The organism is Larkinella harenae (assembly GCF_054780515.1).
This window is the reverse complement of sequence record NZ_BAAGWE010000003.1, coordinates 643,709-664,428: the sequence shown is the minus strand read 5'-3', so window position 1 is coordinate 664,428 and position 20,720 is coordinate 643,709. Positions and strand designations below refer to the sequence as shown.

15 protein-coding genes are annotated in these 20,720 nt (G+C 48.8%); 11 read left to right on the top strand and 4 right to left on the bottom strand.

Annotated elements, in window-relative coordinates; all coding sequences use genetic code 11:
* Nucleotides 1–108 precede the first annotated feature (108 nt).
* Together ACYVH9_RS19840 and ACYVH9_RS19835 are read left to right on the top strand one after the other, a co-directional pair.
* Nucleotides 109–885 carry a hypothetical protein gene (locus ACYVH9_RS19840; protein ID WP_460638123.1) on the top strand — a complete coding sequence of 259 codons (777 nt, stop codon included), beginning with the start codon at nt 109–111 and terminating at the stop codon, nt 883–885.
* Between the two features lie 63 nt (nt 886–948).
* Nucleotides 949–1,503 carry an LOG family protein gene (locus ACYVH9_RS19835; protein ID WP_460638122.1) on the top strand — a complete coding sequence of 185 codons (555 nt, stop codon included), beginning with the start codon at nt 949–951 and terminating at the stop codon, nt 1,501–1,503.
* Here ACYVH9_RS19835 and ACYVH9_RS19830 read toward each other — a convergent pair.
* Nucleotides 1,500–1,676, bottom strand: coding sequence for a hypothetical protein (locus tag ACYVH9_RS19830; protein WP_460638121.1), 177 nt, complete (start codon nt 1,674–1,676; stop codon nt 1,500–1,502). The genes ACYVH9_RS19835 and ACYVH9_RS19830 overlap by 4 nt on opposite strands.
* Before the next feature lie 281 nt (nt 1,677–1,957).
* On the opposite strand from ACYVH9_RS19830, the gene ACYVH9_RS19825 reads away from it, so the two are divergent.
* Complete coding sequence (locus ACYVH9_RS19825; RefSeq protein ID WP_460638167.1) at nt 1,958–3,490, top strand: OmpA family protein; 1,533 nt, start codon at nt 1,958–1,960, stop codon at nt 3,488–3,490.
* On the opposite strand, the gene ACYVH9_RS19820 is transcribed toward ACYVH9_RS19825, so the two are convergent.
* Both ACYVH9_RS19820 and ACYVH9_RS19815 read right to left on the bottom strand, forming a co-directional pair.
* On the bottom strand, nt 3,491–3,907 hold the full coding sequence (locus ACYVH9_RS19820; RefSeq protein ID WP_460638120.1) for a DUF6157 family protein: 417 nt from the start codon (nt 3,905–3,907) through the stop codon (nt 3,491–3,493).
* A gap of 23 nt (nt 3,908–3,930) precedes the next feature.
* Nucleotides 3,931–4,677 carry a hypothetical protein gene (locus ACYVH9_RS19815; protein WP_460638119.1) on the bottom strand — a complete coding sequence of 249 codons (747 nt, stop codon included), beginning with the start codon at nt 4,675–4,677 and terminating at the stop codon, nt 3,931–3,933.
* 304 nt (nt 4,678–4,981) lie between these two features.
* On the opposite strand from ACYVH9_RS19815, the gene ACYVH9_RS19810 reads away from it, so the two are divergent.
* Both ACYVH9_RS19810 and ACYVH9_RS19805 read left to right on the top strand, forming a co-directional pair.
* The gene (locus tag ACYVH9_RS19810; RefSeq protein WP_460638118.1) at nt 4,982–6,409 is read left to right on the top strand and encodes a serine hydrolase domain-containing protein; all 1,428 of its coding nucleotides are present in this window, start codon (nt 4,982–4,984) and stop codon (nt 6,407–6,409) included.
* Nucleotides 6,406–7,236, top strand: coding sequence for an SDR family oxidoreductase (locus ACYVH9_RS19805; protein ID WP_460638117.1), 831 nt, complete (start codon nt 6,406–6,408; stop codon nt 7,234–7,236). Before ACYVH9_RS19810 ends, ACYVH9_RS19805 begins: the two co-directional genes overlap by 4 nt.
* A gap of 39 nt (nt 7,237–7,275) precedes the next feature.
* On the opposite strand, the gene ACYVH9_RS19800 is transcribed toward ACYVH9_RS19805, so the two are convergent.
* Complete coding sequence (locus tag ACYVH9_RS19800; protein WP_460638116.1) at nt 7,276–9,564, bottom strand: TonB-dependent receptor; 2,289 nt, start codon at nt 9,562–9,564, stop codon at nt 7,276–7,278.
* Nucleotides 9,565–10,002: 438 nt separating this feature from the next.
* On the opposite strand from ACYVH9_RS19800, the gene ACYVH9_RS19795 reads away from it, so the two are divergent.
* The 6 genes from ACYVH9_RS19795 (at nt 10,003) to ACYVH9_RS19770 (ending at nt 20,711) form a co-directional block, all read left to right on the top strand.
* Nucleotides 10,003–10,515, top strand: a complete 513-nt coding sequence (locus ACYVH9_RS19795) for an RNA polymerase sigma factor (RefSeq protein WP_460638115.1) — start codon at nt 10,003–10,005, stop codon at nt 10,513–10,515.
* Between the two features lie 272 nt (nt 10,516–10,787).
* Nucleotides 10,788–12,260, top strand: a complete 1,473-nt coding sequence (locus ACYVH9_RS19790) for a phytoene desaturase family protein (RefSeq protein WP_460638114.1) — start codon at nt 10,788–10,790, stop codon at nt 12,258–12,260.
* A 77-nt stretch (nt 12,261–12,337) separates the two neighbouring features.
* Nucleotides 12,338–13,174 carry a phytoene/squalene synthase family protein gene (locus ACYVH9_RS19785; RefSeq protein WP_460638113.1) on the top strand — a complete coding sequence of 279 codons (837 nt, stop codon included), beginning with the start codon at nt 12,338–12,340 and terminating at the stop codon, nt 13,172–13,174.
* A 272-nt stretch (nt 13,175–13,446) separates the two neighbouring features.
* A complete protein-coding gene (locus ACYVH9_RS19780) occupies nt 13,447–15,345 on the top strand; it encodes an AAA domain-containing protein (protein WP_460638112.1) in 1,899 nt (632 codons plus the stop codon).
* Nucleotides 15,346–15,497: 152 nt separating this feature from the next.
* A complete protein-coding gene (locus ACYVH9_RS19775) occupies nt 15,498–17,069 on the top strand; it encodes a hybrid sensor histidine kinase/response regulator (protein WP_460638111.1) in 1,572 nt (523 codons plus the stop codon).
* A 27-nt stretch (nt 17,070–17,096) separates the two neighbouring features.
* The gene (locus tag ACYVH9_RS19770) at nt 17,097–20,711 is read left to right on the top strand and encodes a response regulator (protein WP_460638110.1); all 3,615 of its coding nucleotides are present in this window, start codon (nt 17,097–17,099) and stop codon (nt 20,709–20,711) included.
* Nucleotides 20,712–20,720 lie beyond the last annotated feature (9 nt).

The window sequence follows — 20,720 nt, the reverse complement described above, 5'->3', positions numbered from 1 at the left end:
ACACAACGAGTCAGGTCCGGACGGGTCTGACTCGTTGTGTTACGGGCCGGTTGGAATTTTGATAACCTTTTGCTAGGCAATGTGTTATTTAACAAAATCGCTCACGCAATGAAACATTTTATTTTCTCAATACTTGCTTTATGCCTTGGTCTGACCACTGCTTTCGGCCAATGCGATCCTCCCACACCGGCGCAAAATGCGGCTTACGAAAAAATTGTAAAAGAACTGCAGAACCAGTTTCGAAACCACCCACCATCGGGCGACTGGAAAATATTTGACGAACGGCATTCGCTGGGCAAGCTGGAGTTGAGCGATGAGTACGGGAAAATCTTCCGGATTTGCGGAGATCGTTATGATTTAACATTCATACAGGCTTCGGCAGCTAATCAGCAGCGTGCTCGCGCCGACAGCGCCACCGCCATTGGTGACACCATCACGCAACAGCAACGCTCGTTTGTGATGAGTACAGACTCGGTTTATCGCGAGGCAGACCCCAATCGGGCCAGCGATTTGTCAAAATCGACCGTCGATATCAACGTAGAAATGAATGCCGGAAATTACCGGGTTGAAGAACCGATTAGCAACCGTTTTGCGGCTTCCTACAAAACGATTCCGGTAAAGGGGGCTGCACTGGCGCTTCAGATTACCTTAAAACCCAACGAAGCCGGTATTGCCGCCCGGCCTGAAACCGTGGTTTTGCTGGGAAACTGGAAAAATAATCTTCAGAAAAATCCGAAGGGTGATAAGCTGTATCACTATTCGTATCGGAAGGGCGGCACCCTGATTGAAAACCTGGTCGTAACGATCAAAGCTCCGTTTGATGTCGCCAGCGAAATTGTGAAGAACATCGACTGGCAGGCTATCAGCAATACCCTGACGAAATAAATCCTGTTGTACATTATTGATCAGCACTAGCTGAATACCGCTTCGCAATTGTATTTTTGCGACATGAAAAGTATTGTCGTTTACTGCGGCTCAAGTGCCGGTACCAATCCTGTTTACAGAGAAGCCGCCCGGGAATTAGGCGAAAAATTCGCAGAGAAAGCAATCCGGCTGATTTATGGAGGAGGAAATGTGGGCCTGATGGGAGCTATGGCTGACGCGGTGTTATCGAACGGCGGTCAGGTTACGGGCGTGATTCCTAATTTTCTGGCTGCCCTGGAAGTGGCGCATAATACCCTTACGGAGTTGCACTTCGTTGAAACCATGCACGAACGTAAATTCAAGATGGTGCAGTTCGCCAAAGGAGTTATTGCGCTGCCCGGCGGCTATGGTACGTTCGACGAGCTGTTTGAAATTCTGACCTGGCGGCAATTGCAGCTGTATGACGGCCCCATTGGAGTCCTGAATGTGAACGGTTTTTACGACTTGCTATTGCAGCAGTTGGACCGCATGGTGGATGATGGTTTCCTGAAAGCGGAAAACCGGGATTTACTTATTGTGGCAACGACGGGGGAGGAGCTGCTGGCGAAAATTGAGGAGTACTGGGAGCAGCAGGTCTAGATGTCGTAATCGGTAGGTTTTGAAAACTGCACGAACAGGAAGAACGTGAAGATAGCGACTAGTAACCAGCCCATAATCAATCCTTTAGCAACGCAGGAAAAGCCGAATACCAACCCGATTAGACACAACAGGATATTGACCAGCAGGCGAATCAGCCCGCGGTACGATGACACGACATGGAGAAAGACAGGCTTCTTTTTCTTTCTTCTAAACGGATCCATCTTCATGGAGATAAATACGGGTATAAAGTTTAGAAAAAAAGTAATACTTTATACGCTTTGTCTTCTAAATATTTACAGCAAAAAACAGGCCGATCAGGTAGTGTGGCATCAGGTTTGACAGTCCTTTCGATAAACTAATTCCGATTCATTCTTCGTTCTTATTGTTTATGAACTCCTCTACCGTAGCAATGAAACTTCGGGAATGCACGTTGATTGGACTTTTGGGACTTATTATGCCGGTGGCCGTTGCCCAGCAAAATCCGGCGCTCAAGGCAGAAGGTCTTGGAAATCAGGTTAATTCTGAATACAATGAAGTAAATCCGGTTATTTCACCGGACGGCAAGACGCTGTATTTTGCGCGCATCAGCCACCCCCAGAATACCCACGGCAATAAAGGCAGTCAGGACATTTGGTACTCAGAACTCGGACCCGGTGAAAAATGGGGCCCAGCCCGACGCATGGGCGCTCCGCTCAATAAAGATGAGTATAACTGCGCATACAGCATCACGCCCGACGGAAATACGATGTTGATTAAGGGCGCCTACAACAACGGTACTTACGAAACCCGCGGTTTTTCAACCAGTAAGCGAACGGCCAATGGGTGGTCGGCTCCGCAGAAAATAAACATTCCCGGTTACGAGCGAACCAGTAAAGGTCAATACGACTGCGGCTATCTCTCGGCTGATGGCAAGGTGCTAGTTATGGCCTTCAGTGAAAAAAAGAATAGTAAAGAAGATGATATTTACGTCAGCTTCCGCCAGAAAGACGGTTCGTGGAGTAAACCGTTGAACCTGGGTCCGGAAATCAATACCGATGGAACCGAAACAACGCCGTTTCTGGCCGCTGATGGCGCTACCTTGTATTTTTCCAGCGACCGGCCCGGCGGATTGGGCAGCAACGATATTTATGTTGCCAAGCGCGTTGATAAAACCTGGAAGCATTGGTCTAAACCGGTGAACCTCGGGCCATCGATCAATACGGATGGGTATGATGCTTATTATTCGGTAGCCGCTTCGGGCGAATATGCCTACATGACGAGCTTCAAAAATACCTTGGGCAAAGGTGATATTGTGCGGGTCAAACTCATCGATAAATCAAATCCGGATGATAAAACCGTTCCGCAGGAAACCCGTCCCGATCCGGTAGTGCTCGTTAGCGGAAAAGTCATTGACCAGAAAACCGGTAAGCCCATTGAGGCCAAGGTCGTTTACCAGACCTTACCCGATGGCGCCGAAGCTGGCGAGGCAACGTCGGACCCGGTTACGGGCGAATACAAAATCGTATTGCCTTACGGAAAGCAATACAGCATGCGGGCCGTAGCTCCCAATTTTATTGCCGAAGGAGGAAATATTGACCTGACCGAAGCCAAAGGTTTTCAGGAAATCAAAGGCAAAGAACTGAACCTGATTCCCATCGAGGTGGGGCGGGCCGTACGGCTTAACAACATTTTCTTTGATGTCGGAAAAGCGACCCTGCGCGACGAATCATTTCCGGAATTGGACCGGATGGTGACTACGTTCAACGAAAATCCCAAAATGGGCGTCGAAGTGGGGGGGCATACTGATGCTACGGGTTCCAATGAATTAAACCTGAAGCTTTCGCAAGATCGCGCTGATGCCGTTCGTGAGTATTTTATTGGCAAGGGCATCGAGCCTGATCGGGTAGCCAGCAAAGGTTACGGCGAAGCCCGGCCCGTGGCCAGCAACGATACCGAAGAAGGGCGGCAAACCAACCGGCGGGTGGAGTTTGTGATCAAGAAAAAATAGCTACGCTCTCTTTGTGTTCATCGCCTTCAATACCTTCACCGACTCGTCTTTGCTGAAGTTGTCGTAGGCGTTGGTTTCAACGCCTACCAGAGCCATTTTGCCCGCCCGGTCGTAATGAATACCCCAGCCATACCGTTTGGTCAGTGGTGAGGCCCGGAAGCAGGGTTGGCCTTTGGAAAAAAAATGGACTCTGGCGGTGGCCAGCTCGCTTTCAGCCAGGTCGTTGCGCCGGGCATATACCTGAAACAGAACCTCATCGGATGTATACTGATACGGTTTTTTGCTCAGCAACTCAAACTGAAGGTTCGCCACCGACTTGGTATCACCCTTCGATGGTGGAACTTCACCCTGAGTTGCCGGACAATCATCAGCAACCGCAATAAATGTATCCTGGTAATTGGTCGTATGAACTTTCATAGCGCTCCGTTTTGATCGGAGCACTAATCTAAGCCGGGCCGCCGGAAATTCCGTGCTTTCGGAAAGGTTTCTTCCGTTCGTTGCCGGATTCGGCCGAGTAGCACGAGCATATCCAGCACATTATCGGTTTTTTCAGGATAATTCTCCAGCAGCGTATGCCAAGCCAGCAACGATTGGTCAACGCTGACCAGCACCAGCTTTGCCTTTCCGTTGAAATAATCCTGAATCGTAGCGTTATGAGCGAGTCCTTTATTGATTTGTAAGGCCGAAACTACTTTAACCGGAATCAGCGTGCGGTACCATTTAATGGTTTCCCAGGCGTCTTTCAATCGGTTCAGCACAGCAACGGCTTCTTCTTCGGATCGAATGCCCAAATTGGTTTCAAAGATTTGCTGATGGCCTGCCTGTTCCAAGAGGTTTTTTTCCTGTTTCAGCCAGGCTGCGGTTTGGCCCAAGTAATTATCGCATAAGGCCATGAGTGGATTGGGTACTTCTTCTTCGGTGGAAACATCAACCGCATTCAGTTCCTGCTGCAGCATTTTGGCTTCAGGCAAAAGCCGTTGCGCGCGGGCTTTATCAAGGTACGATTTTGTAAGCTCCAGTGTTTCCATCAACCGATTCACCAGCGTTTCGGCATTCATCGAAGGTTGCTCCAAACCATCCGGATGCTGTGCCGAAAAATTCTGACACCGCTTGGTGAACGGACATCGTTCACACCACGAATCACAGTAATTGTAAATGCCTTCTATTGGCTCCACTTCCTCTTTCATGATTATTAGACAGTTACGGTATTTATAACGTTCTGTAGATAAACGCTTGTTATAAGCTACAAAAAATATACTGGTGAATTTACAGGATTTGGTATAAAAAACCAATGTTGCCTGGTATTAATACAGTATTGTTCTGTATATAATTTTCTTTGCAACGGTTTCTTTGGTACTTCCTTATGCGGTACAATTTTTTATGAATAGAACTTTTCCAGTTTACCTGCAGAGTTAATACTTGCTGAATTTTAAGTAATTCCTGGGGGTTATTATCAAGAAGAGTTATTTTTAGCCTGTCAACCCGTCCACCATGAAATACATCTTTTATTTACTGCTGCTGGTTTCGTTCTCATCCATGGCGCAGACCCCGGAAGCCGCTTCATTTGATACGCTAACTGAAACCGTCAAACGACATTTCAACAACCAGCAACCTGACTCGCTTTACGCTCTGATGGGCACATCCTTTCAGACTCAGATTTCGGCTACGCAGTTCGCCCAGATTTCGCAGGGGCTGAAGGCGCAATTAGGCAACTGGCAAGCAACCGAACGGCGAAACATCAAGAACGGTATCGCTCGTTATAAGGTAACATTTGAGAGAGGCCTGATTGACTTTTACGTCAGTCGCGATAACGCGGGCAAAGTCCAGACGTTTCTGTTCAAACCTTACGAAGCCGATGTGGCTGATAAAACCGCGCCGGTATTGAGCAGCAACCCTCTTCGGACGGTTTTTGATAAACAGGTAGATGCGGTTGCGCAAGGGTACATCAAAAAGTCAAATACCGTTGGACTGAGCATCGGGGTATGGCGAAACGACAGTCTGTTTACCTACAATTATGGCGAAACCGCCAAAGGAAACGGCCAGCTTCCGGATGCCAATACACTGTTTGAAATTGGTTCGATCAGCAAGACGTTTACGGCTGCGTTGCTGGCCGATGCTGTGCAGAGCGGACGGGTTAAGCTCAACGATCCGGTGAACAAGTATTTGCCAGACTCGATTCCGGCTCTACAGAAAGATGGTATTCCGGTGACCCTCAAAACGTTGTCGAATCATACGTCTGGCCTGCCGCGCCTGCCGACAAATTTGCTACCAACGGCAACGGATGCCACCAACCCCTACAAGCATTACGATCGCAAACTACTGTATACCTACCTCAAAACAGCGACGGTATCGCGTCAGCCGGGCACCGAATACGAATACTCCAATCTGGCGGTCGGACTGCTGGGCACCATTCTCGAAACCGTTTATAAAAAACCGTACGAAGAACTCGTAAAAGAACGCATCGCAAAACCGTTGGGCATGACGCATACAGTCATTATGGTAAATGAAGTCGATAAAAAACGGTTTGCCCAGGGGCATGATGATCAAGGAAATCCGGCGTCGTCCTGGGAGTTTCAATCGCTGGCGGCTGCGGGAGCACTGCGGTCGTCGGTGCATGATCTGGTGCCTTACCTGAAAGCTGCGTTGGGAAAAGGTCCGCAGAAGGTGGTTGAGGCTCTCAAAGAAACCCAGCAAAAAACATTTGCCAACGACCAGCTAACCGTTGGCCTGGGCTGGCACTGGCAAACGAAAGATGCGCAGCCCTGGTTTACGCATCAGGGAGGAACGGGCGGTTTTGTTACCTTTGTTGCGTTCAACCCGTCCCGCCAGGCGGCTCTTATTATACTGACCAACAGCCAGAGCCCCATTGATGGATTGGTGGCTGGATTTGTTAAAATCACCGAAGAAAAGACCAAATGAAAATTGAAACTGTCAGTATTTTGGGCTGCGGCTGGCTGGGGTATCCGCTGGCTGAACAATTGCTGGATAGCGGCTATATCGTGAAAGGCAGTACTACCTCCCGGGAAAAGTTACCGATTTTCTGGAAAAGGGGTCTTAAACCGTATGAACTGCGGTTTGATCCGGAACCTACGGGCGACGATTTGGCGGATTTTCTGGATACTGACGCCCTGATCATCGATATTCCGCCCAAAGCCGGAAAGCAGGGTGACGATTTTCATCCCCAGCAGATTCAGGCCGTAGCCGCTGCGCTGCGGAAAAACGGCGAAAAAATACCGTACATAATTTACGTCAGTTCGACCTCCATTTATCCAGACCTGAACCGTGAGGTGAAAGAGGAAGACGTGGTCATGCCCGCGCAATCGGAATCGCCGGCTTTTGTAGAAGCTGAACAAACGGTTCTGGCACTGACAAATTCAACGATTCTGCGGTTTGGCGGTTTGTTAGGTTACAACCGCATCCCGGGCCGTTATGTGGCCGGAAAACAAAAGTTGACGACGGGTTCGATTCCGGTGAATTACATCCACCGCGACGATGGTGTGCAAATTATTAAAGCGTTCCTGAAAAATCCGCAGCCGGATCAAACGTTCAACGTGGTGTCGCCCGAACACCCAACGCGCGAGGCCATTTATCGGAAAAACTGCGATGATTTTGGCTATGAAACGCCTACTTTCGAAGAACCGTTGGAAACCGCGCCATTTAAAATTGTCAGCCCGGCCAAGCTGATCGACACACTCGGGTATGACTTTCAATATCCCGATCCTCTGGCATTTTATTACGCACCTTAAATTTGCTGTAAATCTCCGTTCAGATTCTGGACCACGTTATCAAAACTTCCATTTTAACCGCACAGATATATTGCGGCCCGGATCATCGGCGTAGTACCGAAAACGATTCAGGTAATCGCGGTAAACCGTGTTGAACACATTGGCAACCGTGAGCCCCACGTCCAGTTGGTGTTTCTCCGAAACCGGAACCGCAAAACCCGCCGTGATATTCCAGAGCGCGTAGGCAGGTGGGGGAGGAAGGAAGTCACTGTTGGCCGGAACGCGGTGCTGGCGAGCTACCCACAGGTTTCCAAGACCCACAAAAACATTCTGCAAGGTTCCCCATTTGCCGGGCTCGTAGCGCAGGCTGTTTTCCCAGCGGTTGGGTGGTATCATCACAATGGGTTGTTGCAGAAGTAAATCCTGAACATACAGCAGTGACAGCTTCGACGAGCCGCTTAACTTCGGCCACAAATCGGCTTGAACACTGGCATCCATTCCGGCATATAGCGCGTCAGTTTGCGTGTACTGGAACGATGGAAAAGCACCCCGGATGGTCAGAATAGGCTCTGCCCGAGGTTTCAGGTAGATATAATCCCGAATGGTGTTGTAGAAAAAACCGATCTCGGCCTGTACTTTTTTGCCGGTGTATTCAGTACTCAGGCTCAGCGTGTACGCCTTTTCCGGGTTCAGCGTGCGGTCGCCAAGTTCGTACGTTGCTGCGCCGTGGTGTACACCATCGCTGAACAGTTCGTTGACATTGGGCGCGCGCCAGGAAGTTCCGGCGTTGAAGCGCGTTGTCCACTGGTCATTCAGGAAGTACGTCGCACCGAGGGTTCCCGAAAAATTCTGAAAGACGAACAGCGGTTTTTCCAGAACCTGACGCTCATACCGAAAAACCTGCGTGTGCCGGTAGTCGTACCGCAGCCCGGCTTCGTATTCCCAGCGGTTTCGCTTCAGCTTTTCGATCCAGAAAATCCCCGCGTTATACGTCCGGAAGTTCGGAATCAGCGGGCGGCCGTTCATGATGTTGTACTGGTAAAAGGTGCTGATACCCAGGCTTCCGGTCAGTTTTTCGGCAATGGGTTTGTGTTCAAAAATTACATCGCCGGTGTAAGTGGTCAGCCGAAAGCGGAGTTCCGGGCGATTTAGAGCCGCCAGCGAATCGTTCTTAGGCCGGTGAAGGTCGTATTCCAACCGGTCGTCGTACTGGCGGGCCAGTGTCAGGCTCCAGTTGCCGCCCGCTGCTGGCTTCCAGTCGGTTTTCCATTTTAGTAAGTCGTGCGCAATTTGCTGAAAGGGTCGCCCGATGGTGTACGAAAAGCCCGATTTTATGAACGGTTCGCCATTTCTCAAAATAGCCTGTAGATCGCTCAGATTGCCGATATGGGAGCCCGAAAAGATACCTAATTGGCTGAAGAACCGGCTGTAGTACAGTTCGGTACGGAATCGCTTGCTGCGGTAGCCCGTTGCGGCCGAAAAGTTTTGTTCCGAAATTCCGGTATTGTCCAGGAAATAATTGGGAGTGCGGAGGTTGCCGCCCCGTTTGAGTGTGCCCTGCACCCGCCAGCCGAAGCCTTGGCCAAAACCGCCTTCGGCCTGTAGTGACGCAACACCCTGGCGACCGTTGCTGAAACCAACCAGATTAAGTTCGCCGTGTACAGGCCGGGTGGTTGGTAATGCATCGGGTTCAACGAGAATCACGCCCCCAATGGCATCGGAGCCAAACCGGACCCCCGCAGCGCCTTTGATAACTGTAATTCGGTTTGCCACGAACGGATCAATTTCCGGCGCGTGTTCCGAGCCCCACTGTTGTCCTTCCTGCCGAATTCCGTTATTCAGAATCAGCACCCGGTTGCTGTGCATTCCGTGAATGACCGGTTTTGCGATGGACGAGCCAGTTTGTAAGGTCGTAACGCCGATCACGTTGCGCAAGGCATCGCCCAGCGACTGCCCCCGGGTTTGATCGAGTGCCTGGCCGGCCAGCTGCGAAATTGTCTGACTGTTCAGGGCCGCAGCTCGTTGGGCCGTCACATTCACATCCTGTAAATGGATATCATCTTCTGTGAGCAGTACATTTTTTTCAGCGGTGTGAACCAGCGTGACGGCTTGGCTGATCTCCTTGTACCCTAAAATGCGACTAACCAGCGTGTATTGCCCCTGACAGAGCCGGTCAATTCGGTATTGGCCCTGAGCATCGGTTGTGGTTCCCCTGGAAATTTCTCTTATAAATACCGCTGCACCGGGGATGGGTTGATGGCTGTCTTTGTCTAGCACAATGCCTTTGATGAAACAATCGCAGGGTTCTTGGGCAAAAGTGGGGAACAGATTTCCCACTGCAAGCAGCATAGCAAAAAGAAAAGAAAAATATATAGAACTAGTCAGTCTCACCGTCAAGTAGTTACCAAGATAAACGACTGCAAAGTTACGTTAAAATTGCAACACTGTTGCAGAGGTGGTGCGGTTTTTATTGGGTGTAGGACAGATTCTGAAAAGGGCCAGTTTGAGCCGGAAAAGGCTTGTCTGTTAAGTTTGTTTAACTAAATTTGGGAAAAGTTAAACAAAGTGTGGTGTGCGATTCCACACACTGTGGTAATTATTCCACAATTTGTTCTTTGGCATTGTTGGGGAGTTACGTTCCATTTTCTCATTTAAGAAATTGTAAGTTATTGTTTATGACAAGGTTATGGTTAATTAGAGAGATCTAATTCAAAAAAAGAAGGTTTTGGTTGCATTGTTGTCTAATGGATAAGCAGACTTGGTTCAACGAAAAACGACTTATAAATCATGACAGCACTTGAATTTACCTACAACATCGGAAAAGTTTCAAAGTCGCTGAAACCTTTTGCCCTGCGGTTGACGAAAGACGTTGAGGATGCAAATGACTTGTTGCAGGACACCTTACTGAAAGCTTTCACCAATCGTGACAAATATACCGATGGTACAAACCTGAAAGCCTGGTTGTATACCATCATGAAAAATACGTTCATTACCAATTACCAGCGCATGGTGCGGAAAAACACGTTCATCGATACAACGGACAACCTGCACTATATTAACTCGACGGAGAGCAGCACCGATAACACGGCTTACTCTTCGTTTGCTCAGGATGACATCAACCGGGCAGTTAATTCGCTGGACGATACGTACCGGACGCCATTCATGATGCACTTTCGCGGCTTTAAATACCACGAAATCGCTGCCCGGCTGGATATCCCCATCGGAACAGTTAAAAACCGTATCCACATCGCTCGTAAAGAGCTGAAAGATAGACTGAAAGTTTACGCTTATCAGTCGTAACACGAGATGAAGAGATCAGACAGGAGATGAAAGATATAGAGGAAGGAGAAATGTGTTAGTGTAAAGTAATCTTTTATCTCTTGTCTTTTCTCGCACATCCCGAAAGACATTGATTGAGTAGTTTTTGGTTAAAAAAGAGGAAGGTTCCGAAAAGTTAGATGGTTTCCGTCTAACTTTTTTGGTTGAAATGAGGACGGATTCTCCAATCCGTCTTTTTTGTGTTTATTGCAACCCATTGTAACCGAAGCGGTTTTGAAAACCGTTGGGCACGTATGTCTAAGCATGTTATTGTAATTGGGGCCGGTTTTGCCGGTTTGTCAGCAGCCACGAGTCTGGCCGATAAGGGGTTTCGGGTTACGGTTCTGGAAAAAAACGACCAGGCCGGGGGCCGGGCCCGTGTCTTTCAACAAAACGGTTTTACGTTCGATATGGGCCCCAGCTGGTACTGGATGCCCGATGTGTTTGAAACCTATTTTGGCCGGTTTGGCAAAAAAACGGCCGACTATTACAACCTGGTTCGGCTTGATCCGTCGTATGCGGTTATTTTCGGGGCCGACGACGCTGTTGACCTGCCCGCGGGGCTGGAAAGTCTGCAGGCAGTTTTTGAAGAAATGGAGCCGGGTGCCAGTCGGCGGCTACTCGATTTTCTGAAACAGGCGGCTTATAAATACGATGTTGGCATCAATCAGTTTGTTTGGAAGCCCAGCCGTCGGGTTTCCGAATTTATGAGTTTGAAGTTGTTACAGGATGCGCTGCGGCTGGATGTGTTTCAGTCTTTTTCCAGTCACATTCGTAAGTATTTCAGCAACGAGCGATTGTTGCAGTTGATGGAATTTCCGATTCTTTTTCTGGGCGCAACTCCCCAAAATACACCGGCCCTATACAGTCTGATGAATTACGCCGAGATTTCGATGGGAACCTGGTACCCCATGGGCGGTATGCACGAGATTGTAAAGGCTATGGTTAAACTGGCCGAAGAGAAAGGTGTAGAAATATTATTAAACCGTCCGGTCAAACAAATTGATGTAACAAATGGTATAGCCACCAGAGTTGAAACGTATCAGGAAACGTTTGACGCCGATATTGTGGTGGCGGGGGCCGATTATCAACATGTCGAAACCAAATTGCTGGCCCCGGAATACCGTAACTACGATGATCGTTACTGGAATAGTCGGGTGATGGCCCCGTCGTCGTTGCTGTTTTACCTGGGAGTGAACAAACGGATTCCGCGTTTGCGGCACCATAATCTGTTTTTCGACGAAGATTTTGGACTGCATGCGCTCGAGATTTATGAAAAACCGCAGTGGCCGACCAAACCGCTGTTTTACGTGTCGGCACCGTCGAAAACGGATGCAAGTGTGGCCCCGGCCGGTATGGAGAATTTGTTTATTCTGATTCCGGTTGCGCCGGACTTGAACGATCCGGAAGAAACACGCGAACGGTATTACAACATCGTGATGGATCGGCTGGAAGCGTACGTGGGCGAGTCCATCCGTGAGCATGTTGTGTTTAAACGGAGCTACGCCCACAGCAATTTTATCGCCGATTACCACGCTTTCCGGGGTAATGCCTACGGGCTGGCCAACACATTGCGGCAGACGGCCATCTTGAAACCCGGCCTGAAGAACAAAAGGGTGAACAACTTGTTTTACACGGGTCAATTGACGGTTCCGGGGCCGGGTGTGCCTCCTTCGTTGATCTCCGGGTTGGTCGTAGCCGATGAGGTAGCCAAAGAATTCAGATAGAAACGTGTCCTGAAATGAAATGACAAATAGCTGGTCCAACGGTAACAGAACCGGGATGCAGCGCAGCAAAACTCTTTATGATCGAGTTATTCAATCGAACCGCGGTAGAATGCAGCAAGCTGATTACCGAGCAATACAGCACCTCATTCACGCTGGGTATCAAAACATTGGATCGGAAATTTCATTTTCCGATCTATGCCGTCTACGGTTTTGTCCGGTATGCCGATGAAATTGTAGATACGTTTTACGATTATGATCAAAAATATTTGCTGGATAAGTTCAAGGCGGATACGTACGAAGCCCTCGAAGACGGTATTAGCCTGAACCCGATCCTGCATGCTTTTCAGCGGGTGGTGAAAGAATACGGTATCGAGCGGAGTCTGATCGACGCCTTTCTGAAAAGCATGGAAATGGATCTCTATTTCAATGAATACAACGAGAACGGGTATCAGGAATACATCTATGGGTCAGCCGAAGTCGTAGGGCTGATGTGCCTGCGGGTATTTTGCGAAGGCGATCGGGCCATGTTCGACCGGCTGAAAGAACCGGCCTGCAAATTAGGATCGGCTTTTCAGAAAGTGAACTTTCTGCGGGATGTGAAAAGTGATTATGTAGATCGCGGACGGATTTATTTCCCCGGTGTCGATTTCAATGACTTTACGAAAGACGCCAAACGGCTGATCGAAGAAGATATTCAACGGGATTTTGACGAAGCCTACGCCGGAATCATCAAATTGCCCCGCGGTGCGCGCATGGGAGTTCATCTGGCGTACACCTATTACCAAACCCTCTTTAATAAAATCAAGCAGGTGCCTGCATCCCGCATTCAGGAAGAGCGGGTTCGGGTGCCGGACATGAAAAAAATTGCCCTGTTGGCTCAAACTTACGTACGGTTTCGGTGGAGTGGTATATAGCTCGTTCATAATCATTCACCTGGTTGCTGAAATAAACTCCATTACTTCTTACACCTCCTTCTTTTTTAAGCTTTTGCGCTGTATTACAAACCGCTCTGAAAAAGCCTGATAAGACGATTTGTTAAGCGTATTCGACTATCCGAAACCCGCATCCAAAAGAATAATAAGGACTCTCCAGTAACATCACAACCGTATCGATCCGAATCAGGCAACTGGGTTGATACGGTTTTTTTGTGGAACAAAGGGGAATCGAATAACCGTTACCTTTGTAGATGGATTATTTCAAACACCTGCTCGATTTATTAAAAACCGAACGCGAAGAAGATCGCCAGCAATACCGCAGACTGACCGAAGCTACCTCCATTGCCGAACGACGGGCTAACGGCCTGACCTGGTATCCCATCGCTATTCGGGGTTCAGAAATGAGTCGGGGTGATTACCTGACGGTGGAAGTCGAGCGCACCACTCACCACGAGTTTTCGCATCAATTCCGGGCAGGCATGCCCGCCGTGTTTTTCAGCAACCACGATCCCAAAAACGACCGCGTGGAAGGTACGGTTTCGCACCAGAGCGGCAATCGGCTTAAAATTACGTTGCTGACCGACGAGTTGCCGGATTGGTCGCGGGATGGTAAACTTGGTGTTGAGCTGCTTTTTGATGACAAAAGCTACGACGAAATGCAGGATGCGCTCAAGCTGGCGAATGGGCAGGCTGAGAAGTCGCAAAACCGCCTGGTGCAAATCCTGACCGGGCAGGCATCGCCCACTTTTCGTACAGATCTTCCGCCGTTTCCATTTCCACAACTCAATGAAAGTCAGCAGCGAGCAGTCGACCGGATTCGGGCCGCCAACGAGCTGGCCATCGTGCATGGCCCTCCCGGAACGGGCAAAACTACTACGCTGGTACAGGCTATTAAAGCGCTTTACAAAGAGAATCATACGAAAATTCTGGTCGTTGCGCCCAGCAATACAGCGGTGGACTTGCTGAGCGAGCGACTTCATGAGCAAGGGCTGAATGTGCTGCGGGTGGGCAATCCGGCCCGCGTTTCCGAACGGCTGATGGCGCTTACGCTGGACCATAAAATGGCGGAACATCCTATGATGAAGGAAGCCAAAAAGCTTAAGAAACAGGCCAGTGAATTCAAAAATATGGCGCACAAATACAAGCGCAATTTTGGAAAAGCCGAACGAGATCAGCGGAAGGCGTTGTTTGATGAAGCGCACCGGATCATGAAAGAAGTGGCTGATTCAGAACAATATATCATTGATGATTTAGTCGCAAAAGCGCAGGTTGTCACCGCAACGCTGGTGGGGTCAAACCAATACATGATTCGGAACCTTCGCTTTCATACCGTCGTGATCGATGAAGCCGGTCAGGCGTTGGAACCGGCCTGCTGGATTCCGATTCTGAAAGCGCAGAAGGTGGTGCTGGCGGGCGATCATTGCCAGCTTCCACCCACCATCAAATCGCCGGAAGCCGCCCGTAAAGGGTTGAATACAACCTTGTTGGAAAAATGCGTTGGGTGGCATCCCGAGGCCGTGAGTCTACTGGAAGAGCAATATCGGATGCACGAGTCCATCATGGGCTATTCATCGCAGGTATTTTACGCCAATCGGGTGAAAGCGCATCCATCGGTGGCTACGCACGCGCTGTTTGCGGGTGATACCTCTTTGCAGTTTATTGATACGGCAGGTTGCGGTTTTGAGGAAAAGCTCGACGGAACGAGTTCCACCAATCCGGAAGAAGCAGCTTTGTTAATCAAGCATTTGACGCAACTCGTAGGCGATCTTAGCCCGTTCTATAAACCGCATGATTTTCCGAGCATCGCAATTATTTCGCCGTATAAGCAACAGCTCGTGGTTTTGCAGGAGCAACTTGCGCACACGCCTGATTTACAAGCTTATTTGTCAAGAATTTCAATCAATACCGTTGATGGCTTTCAGGGTCAGGAACGGGATATTGTGTACATTTCGATGACGCGCAGCAACGCGGATGGGGAGATCGGTTTTTTGTCGGATATACGTCGGATGAACGTTGCCATGACCCGCGCCCGAAAAAAATTGATCGTCGTTGGCGATAGCGCGACGCTGGCGAGCCTGTCTTTTTACGCTGACTTTATCACTTATTCCGAAAAACTCGACGCTTATCGCAGTGCCTGGGAGTGGTTGTAATGAGGCTATTTAGCTCATAATAATTTATTTACTGTACACAATTAGATTTGGAACCACCCACTTTACTGACCTATCTTCACATTTCCTTTTAAAAGGAAGAGTCGGAAACACGTAAACGGCCTTTTTCGTAGCCCTAAATACCTGCGTTGCCTATGATTTTAATTGTTGATGACAGGCCGGAGAATATTTTACCCTTAAAGAAGATCCTTGAATTACATAGCTTTTCGGTCGAAACCGCTGAATCGGGAGAAGAGGCCCTGAAAAAAGTGCTTAAAGCCCGGTACGCTGTTATTATTCTGGATGTTCAGATGCCCGGGATGGACGGTTTTGAAGTGGCCAATGCCATCGGCGGGTTTAGCAAATCCAAAGATACCTCCATCATTTTCCTGTCGGCTGTCAATACCGAAAAGAAGTTCATCACCCGCGGATATACTTCCGGCGGGGTTGATTACCTGACAAAGCCCGTCGACCCGGACATTCTGGTCCTGAAGGTGAAAACACTGTACCGGCTTTATCGCCAGCAACAGGAGTTACGCGAAACGCAGCAATCTTTACAGAAAGAAGTGGAAGTCCGCAAACAGGCACAGGAAGAAATTGCCGCCCGGATGCAGGAGCTGTGGACCGTATTGGCGTCGCTGCCCCAAATGGCCTTCACCGTGGCCCCCAACGGTCAGATTGAGTACGTGAATGAGCATTGGTTTCGGTATTCAACCGATGCAAAAGCGTTTCCCCAAACGCACGCTGATGACGACGTTTGTTCCGAATGGGAAACGTATTTGAAAAATGGAATAGAGTTTACGCGCGAAATCCGCCTGATGGAGCTCAAAACCGGCGAGTATCGCTACCATTTGTTACGGATTGTCCCCGTGAAACAGCAAAACATTCCGGTGCGTTGGGTCGGCACCTTCACGGATATTCATCCGCAAAAGATGGCGGCTGAATTGCTGGAACAAGAAGTCGAATTACGAACGAAAGAGCTGCTGGTCAAAAACGTCGAGCTGGAACGAAGCAACCACGAACTTCAGCAATTTACTTGGGTTGTTTCCCACGATTTAAAAGAGCCACTGCGGAAAATTCAGATTCTGAATGATTTAATTAAGCAGAAATATTTAGTGGGTAATGAAGAAGCCATTGCCTATCTCGACCGGTCCATTAATTCGTCGGCCCGGATGTCTAGTTTGATCAAAGATCTGCTGGATTATTCCCAATTATCGACCCCGGCGCTTTTTCAACCTACGGATCTTACTGGCGTTGTCCAGGAAATTGTGTCGGATTTTGATGAAGTAATCAGCCGGAAAAACGCCCGCATCCTGGTTGATCCGTTACCGGTAATTGACACGATTCCGGGCCGCATTCGTCAGGTTTTTCAAAACCTGATCAGTAACGCGCTGAAGTTTTCAAAATCTGATACCTCGCCGGTTATCCGTATTTCGGCCGAACGCATTGCGGAAAAGCAGATTGACAGTAAAATAGATCCGGGAGGGAGCTTTTATCGGATCACTGTAAGTGATAACGGGATTGGATTCGATGAAAAATTTATTGACCGCATTTTTGTGATATTTCAACGGCTGGCTACCCAGTCTAGCTATGAAGGAACCGGAATTGGGCTGGCCATCGCCAAAAAGAACATGGATCGGCACAACGGAATTATTTCTGCAAAGAGCCAACTCCATGAAGGAAGCCAGTTTATTCTGATTTTGCCAATTCATCAGGTTAACGAGTAGCGTAACTGCATTAACTATAAAGCACACATGCCGCAAACGATATCAAATACCGTTATTCGACAGCTTCAAATTGTCTTTTCTCTTTCTGTTTTATTGTTGTTGGTCAGTTTGGTGGCTTCTTTTTACAGTACGCAAAAGCTGATCGAAAATTCTAAGCTGGTCAATCACACCAATCAGGTTCTGATCGAGGCAGAAAATATTATTTCGTACGTAAAAGATGCTGAAACGGCGCAGCGGGGGTACCTGATTACACTTGATCAGACGTTTCTGGACCCTTATAATGGAAGCTACGAAAAAGTAACGGCCAGTTACAACACCGTTCAGGAGCTTACCCTCGATAATCCGGCTCAGCAAAAAAATCTGGCGGATGTCAAAGCGTTGTATCAGGCAAAGTTTGCCCAAATGCAGCGGATTATCGACATGACGAAACGCAGCAAAACGTTTGGCCGCGATACCGTTGCCCGCCATACGGAGATGACACGCGGAAAAAAAGTAATGGATGATCTCAGAGCGCTCGTCAACCAGATCAAAAAAGATGAGAATACCATACTGACGCGCCGGCTTGAACAGCAGCAGGTCTACATCACGTATACGCCGTATCTGCTCGTTATCGCAGCTATCATTTCTGTGATCATCACCGGAAGTGCTTACATGCGGATCAAAAAAGATCTCGACGACCGCATTGCCAAGCAGAGAGAATCGGAGGCAAAATACCGGGAAACCGCGGAGCGGATAAGCCTTATGGAAGACATCACGTCAGACATTGCCGAAGGAAACTACGCCATTCGGAGCCAGGATGACCACGATGACGAACTGGGGCGGATTGCCAAAGCGCTCAATACAATGGCTGAATCGCTTGAAACCACCTTCACGGATTTGAACAGGCGAAACTGGCTGCAAACAGGAACGGTTAACCTCAGCGAGGCCATTCGGGGCGAGCGAAATCTGGAGAAGCTGGCTAGTAACCTGATTTCGACCATTACCGCCTATATTGATGCACCGTTAGGAACGGTTTATATCATCGACCGCGACTCTACGTTTAAATTGGCCGGCAGTTTTGCAACGACCAACGCGCCTGAACTGGTTGAGGCTGGCAAAGGGCTGATTGGGGAGGTCATCAAAACGAAAAAAACGATTATTATTCAGGATCTGCCGCCCAATTACCTCCAGGTTAGCTCATCACTGGGAACAACTCCGCCGACGGCCTTACTTATTGTGCCGCTGGTGTATGCCCATGTGTGCATTGGCGCCATTGAAATTGGCCTGCTGCGGAATCCCGAACCCATAGAAATTGAGTTTTTAGAATCTAACCTGGAAACAATTTCCACGGGAGTCAATTCGGCCCTGGATTATGTGAAGCTGCAAAATTACCTGGAGGAAACGCAGGCGCAGTCGGAAGAATTGCAGGCGCAGCACAATGAGCTGGAAAACGTCAATGCAGAGCTGGAAGCGCAGGCGCTAAAACTCCAGGCATCCGAAGAAGAATTGCGGGTCCAGCAGGAAGAGTTACAGCAAACCAACGCAGAACTCGAAGAACGCAGCTTTTTGCTGGAGGAGAAAAACAACGAAATTCAGAAAAAAGCCGAGGAACTGGAAATCAGTACCCGCTACAAATCCGAATTTCTGGCCAACATGTCGCACGAGCTTCGGACGCCCCTCAATTCCATTCTGCTGCTAAGCCGCCTGCTGGCCGAAAATAACGAAGAAAACCTGACGAACGATCAGATTGATTACGCCAAAGTCATTCAGTCGTCGGGGAATGGGTTGCTTGGGTTGATTGATGAAATTCTGGATCTTTCCAAGATTGAAGCGGGGCAGATGAAACTCGAATACGCCGATATTTCACTCCCCGAGATAACCGAAGAATTACAGGCTTTGTTTGCGCCGTTGGCCAAGGAAAAAGGGCTGGATTTTACGATCGATATTGCCAAAAACGTACCGCAGGTCATTGAAACAGATAAAATGCGGCTGGGGCAAATCCTGAAAAATTTGATTTCAAACGCTCTCAAATTTACGTCACAAGGTGGAATTACGCTTATCGTGAAGCGGGCCGCCCGGAAAGATTCCGTGCTCAGCTTTACGGTAAAAGATACAGGTATTGGCATTCCGCCGGAAAAACAGCAGCTTATTTTTGAAGCGTTCCAGCAGGCTGATGGCTCTACCAAACGGAAGTACGGCGGTACCGGATTAGGGCTATCGATCAGCCGCGAATTGGCAAAACTGCTCGGTGGCGAAATTGTACTTTCCAGCAAAGTAAACGAGGGTAGTGAATTTACGGTGTACCTGCCGATCAAAGGAATGCTAACCGAGCAGGAACCTGGTCAGACGCACTCGTACGTAAGCCGGAAGTTGGAACTGCCCCCGCAGCCAGCGGCCGAAAAAACCGAAGCGGTAAGCAAGTACCTGAGCACCGTTATTCCATCGAATATTCCGGATGACCGCCAGACGATTACGGAGCGAGATAAGGTGATTCTGATTGTTGAAGACGATACGAATTTTGCGAAATCGTTGCTGGATTACTCCCGGAAAAAAGGCTACAAAGGCATCGTGGCCGTGCGGGGGGACGAGGGGTTGAAACTGGCCGGAACGTATAAGCCACTCGGTATTTTGCTTGATATTCAATTGCCGATCATGAGTGGCTGGCAGGTTATGGATGCCTTGAAAGCGGATCCGGAAACCCGCCATATTCCGGTTCACATCATGTCGTCGCACAAGCTGAAAAACGAAAGTTTGATGAAGGGGGCGGTCGATTTTGTGGATAAACCGATGGCTTTCGAGCAGATGTCGGAGATTTTTAACAAGATCGAGTATGTGTTGAACCGTACGAGCAAAAAAGTGCTGATTATTGAAGACAATCCGAAGCACGCCAAGGCACTGGCGTACTTCCTGGAAACCTTTAATATCCATTCTGAACTGAAGAGTAACGTTGCCGAAGGAGTGGACGCGTTGCAGAAAGATGAGATTGATTGCGTGATTCTGGATATGGGTATTCCGGATAGCAAAGCCTACGAAACGCTCGAAGAAGCCAAGAAAAACCCGGGACTCGAAAACCTGCCCATTATCATCTTTACCGGAAAAAGCCTTTCTTTAGCCGAAGAGCTGAAAATTAAGAAATACGCCGATTCCATCATCGTCAAAACCGCTCATTCGTACCAGCGTATGCTCGACGAAGTTTCGCTGTTTCTGCACCTGGTCAATGAGAATAAAAAAGCCGGTAACCTGACGGAAGATTTCAAAAAGCTAGGGGCATTGAGCCAGGTTCTGGCAGGAAAAACCGTCCTGATTGCCGACGACGACGTACGCAATATATTCTCGCTGACGAAAGCGCTTGAGACGTATAAAATGAATGTTATTACGGCGCTGGATGGGAAAGAAGCGTACCAGAAGCTCCAGGAAAATCCGACGATCGATGTGGTGTTACTGGATATGATGATGCCGCAGATGGACGGGTACGAAACCGCAAAAAAAATCCGGGAAAACTACCAGTGGAAAAACTTGCCGGTGATTGCCGTAACGGCCAAAGCCATGACGGGGGATCGCGAAAAGTGCATTCAGGCCGGTGCATCGGATTACATCACCAAGCCGGTGGATATCGATCAGCTTATGTCGTTGCTGCGGGTCTGGTTGTATGAACGATCCTAAAAAGAAGCA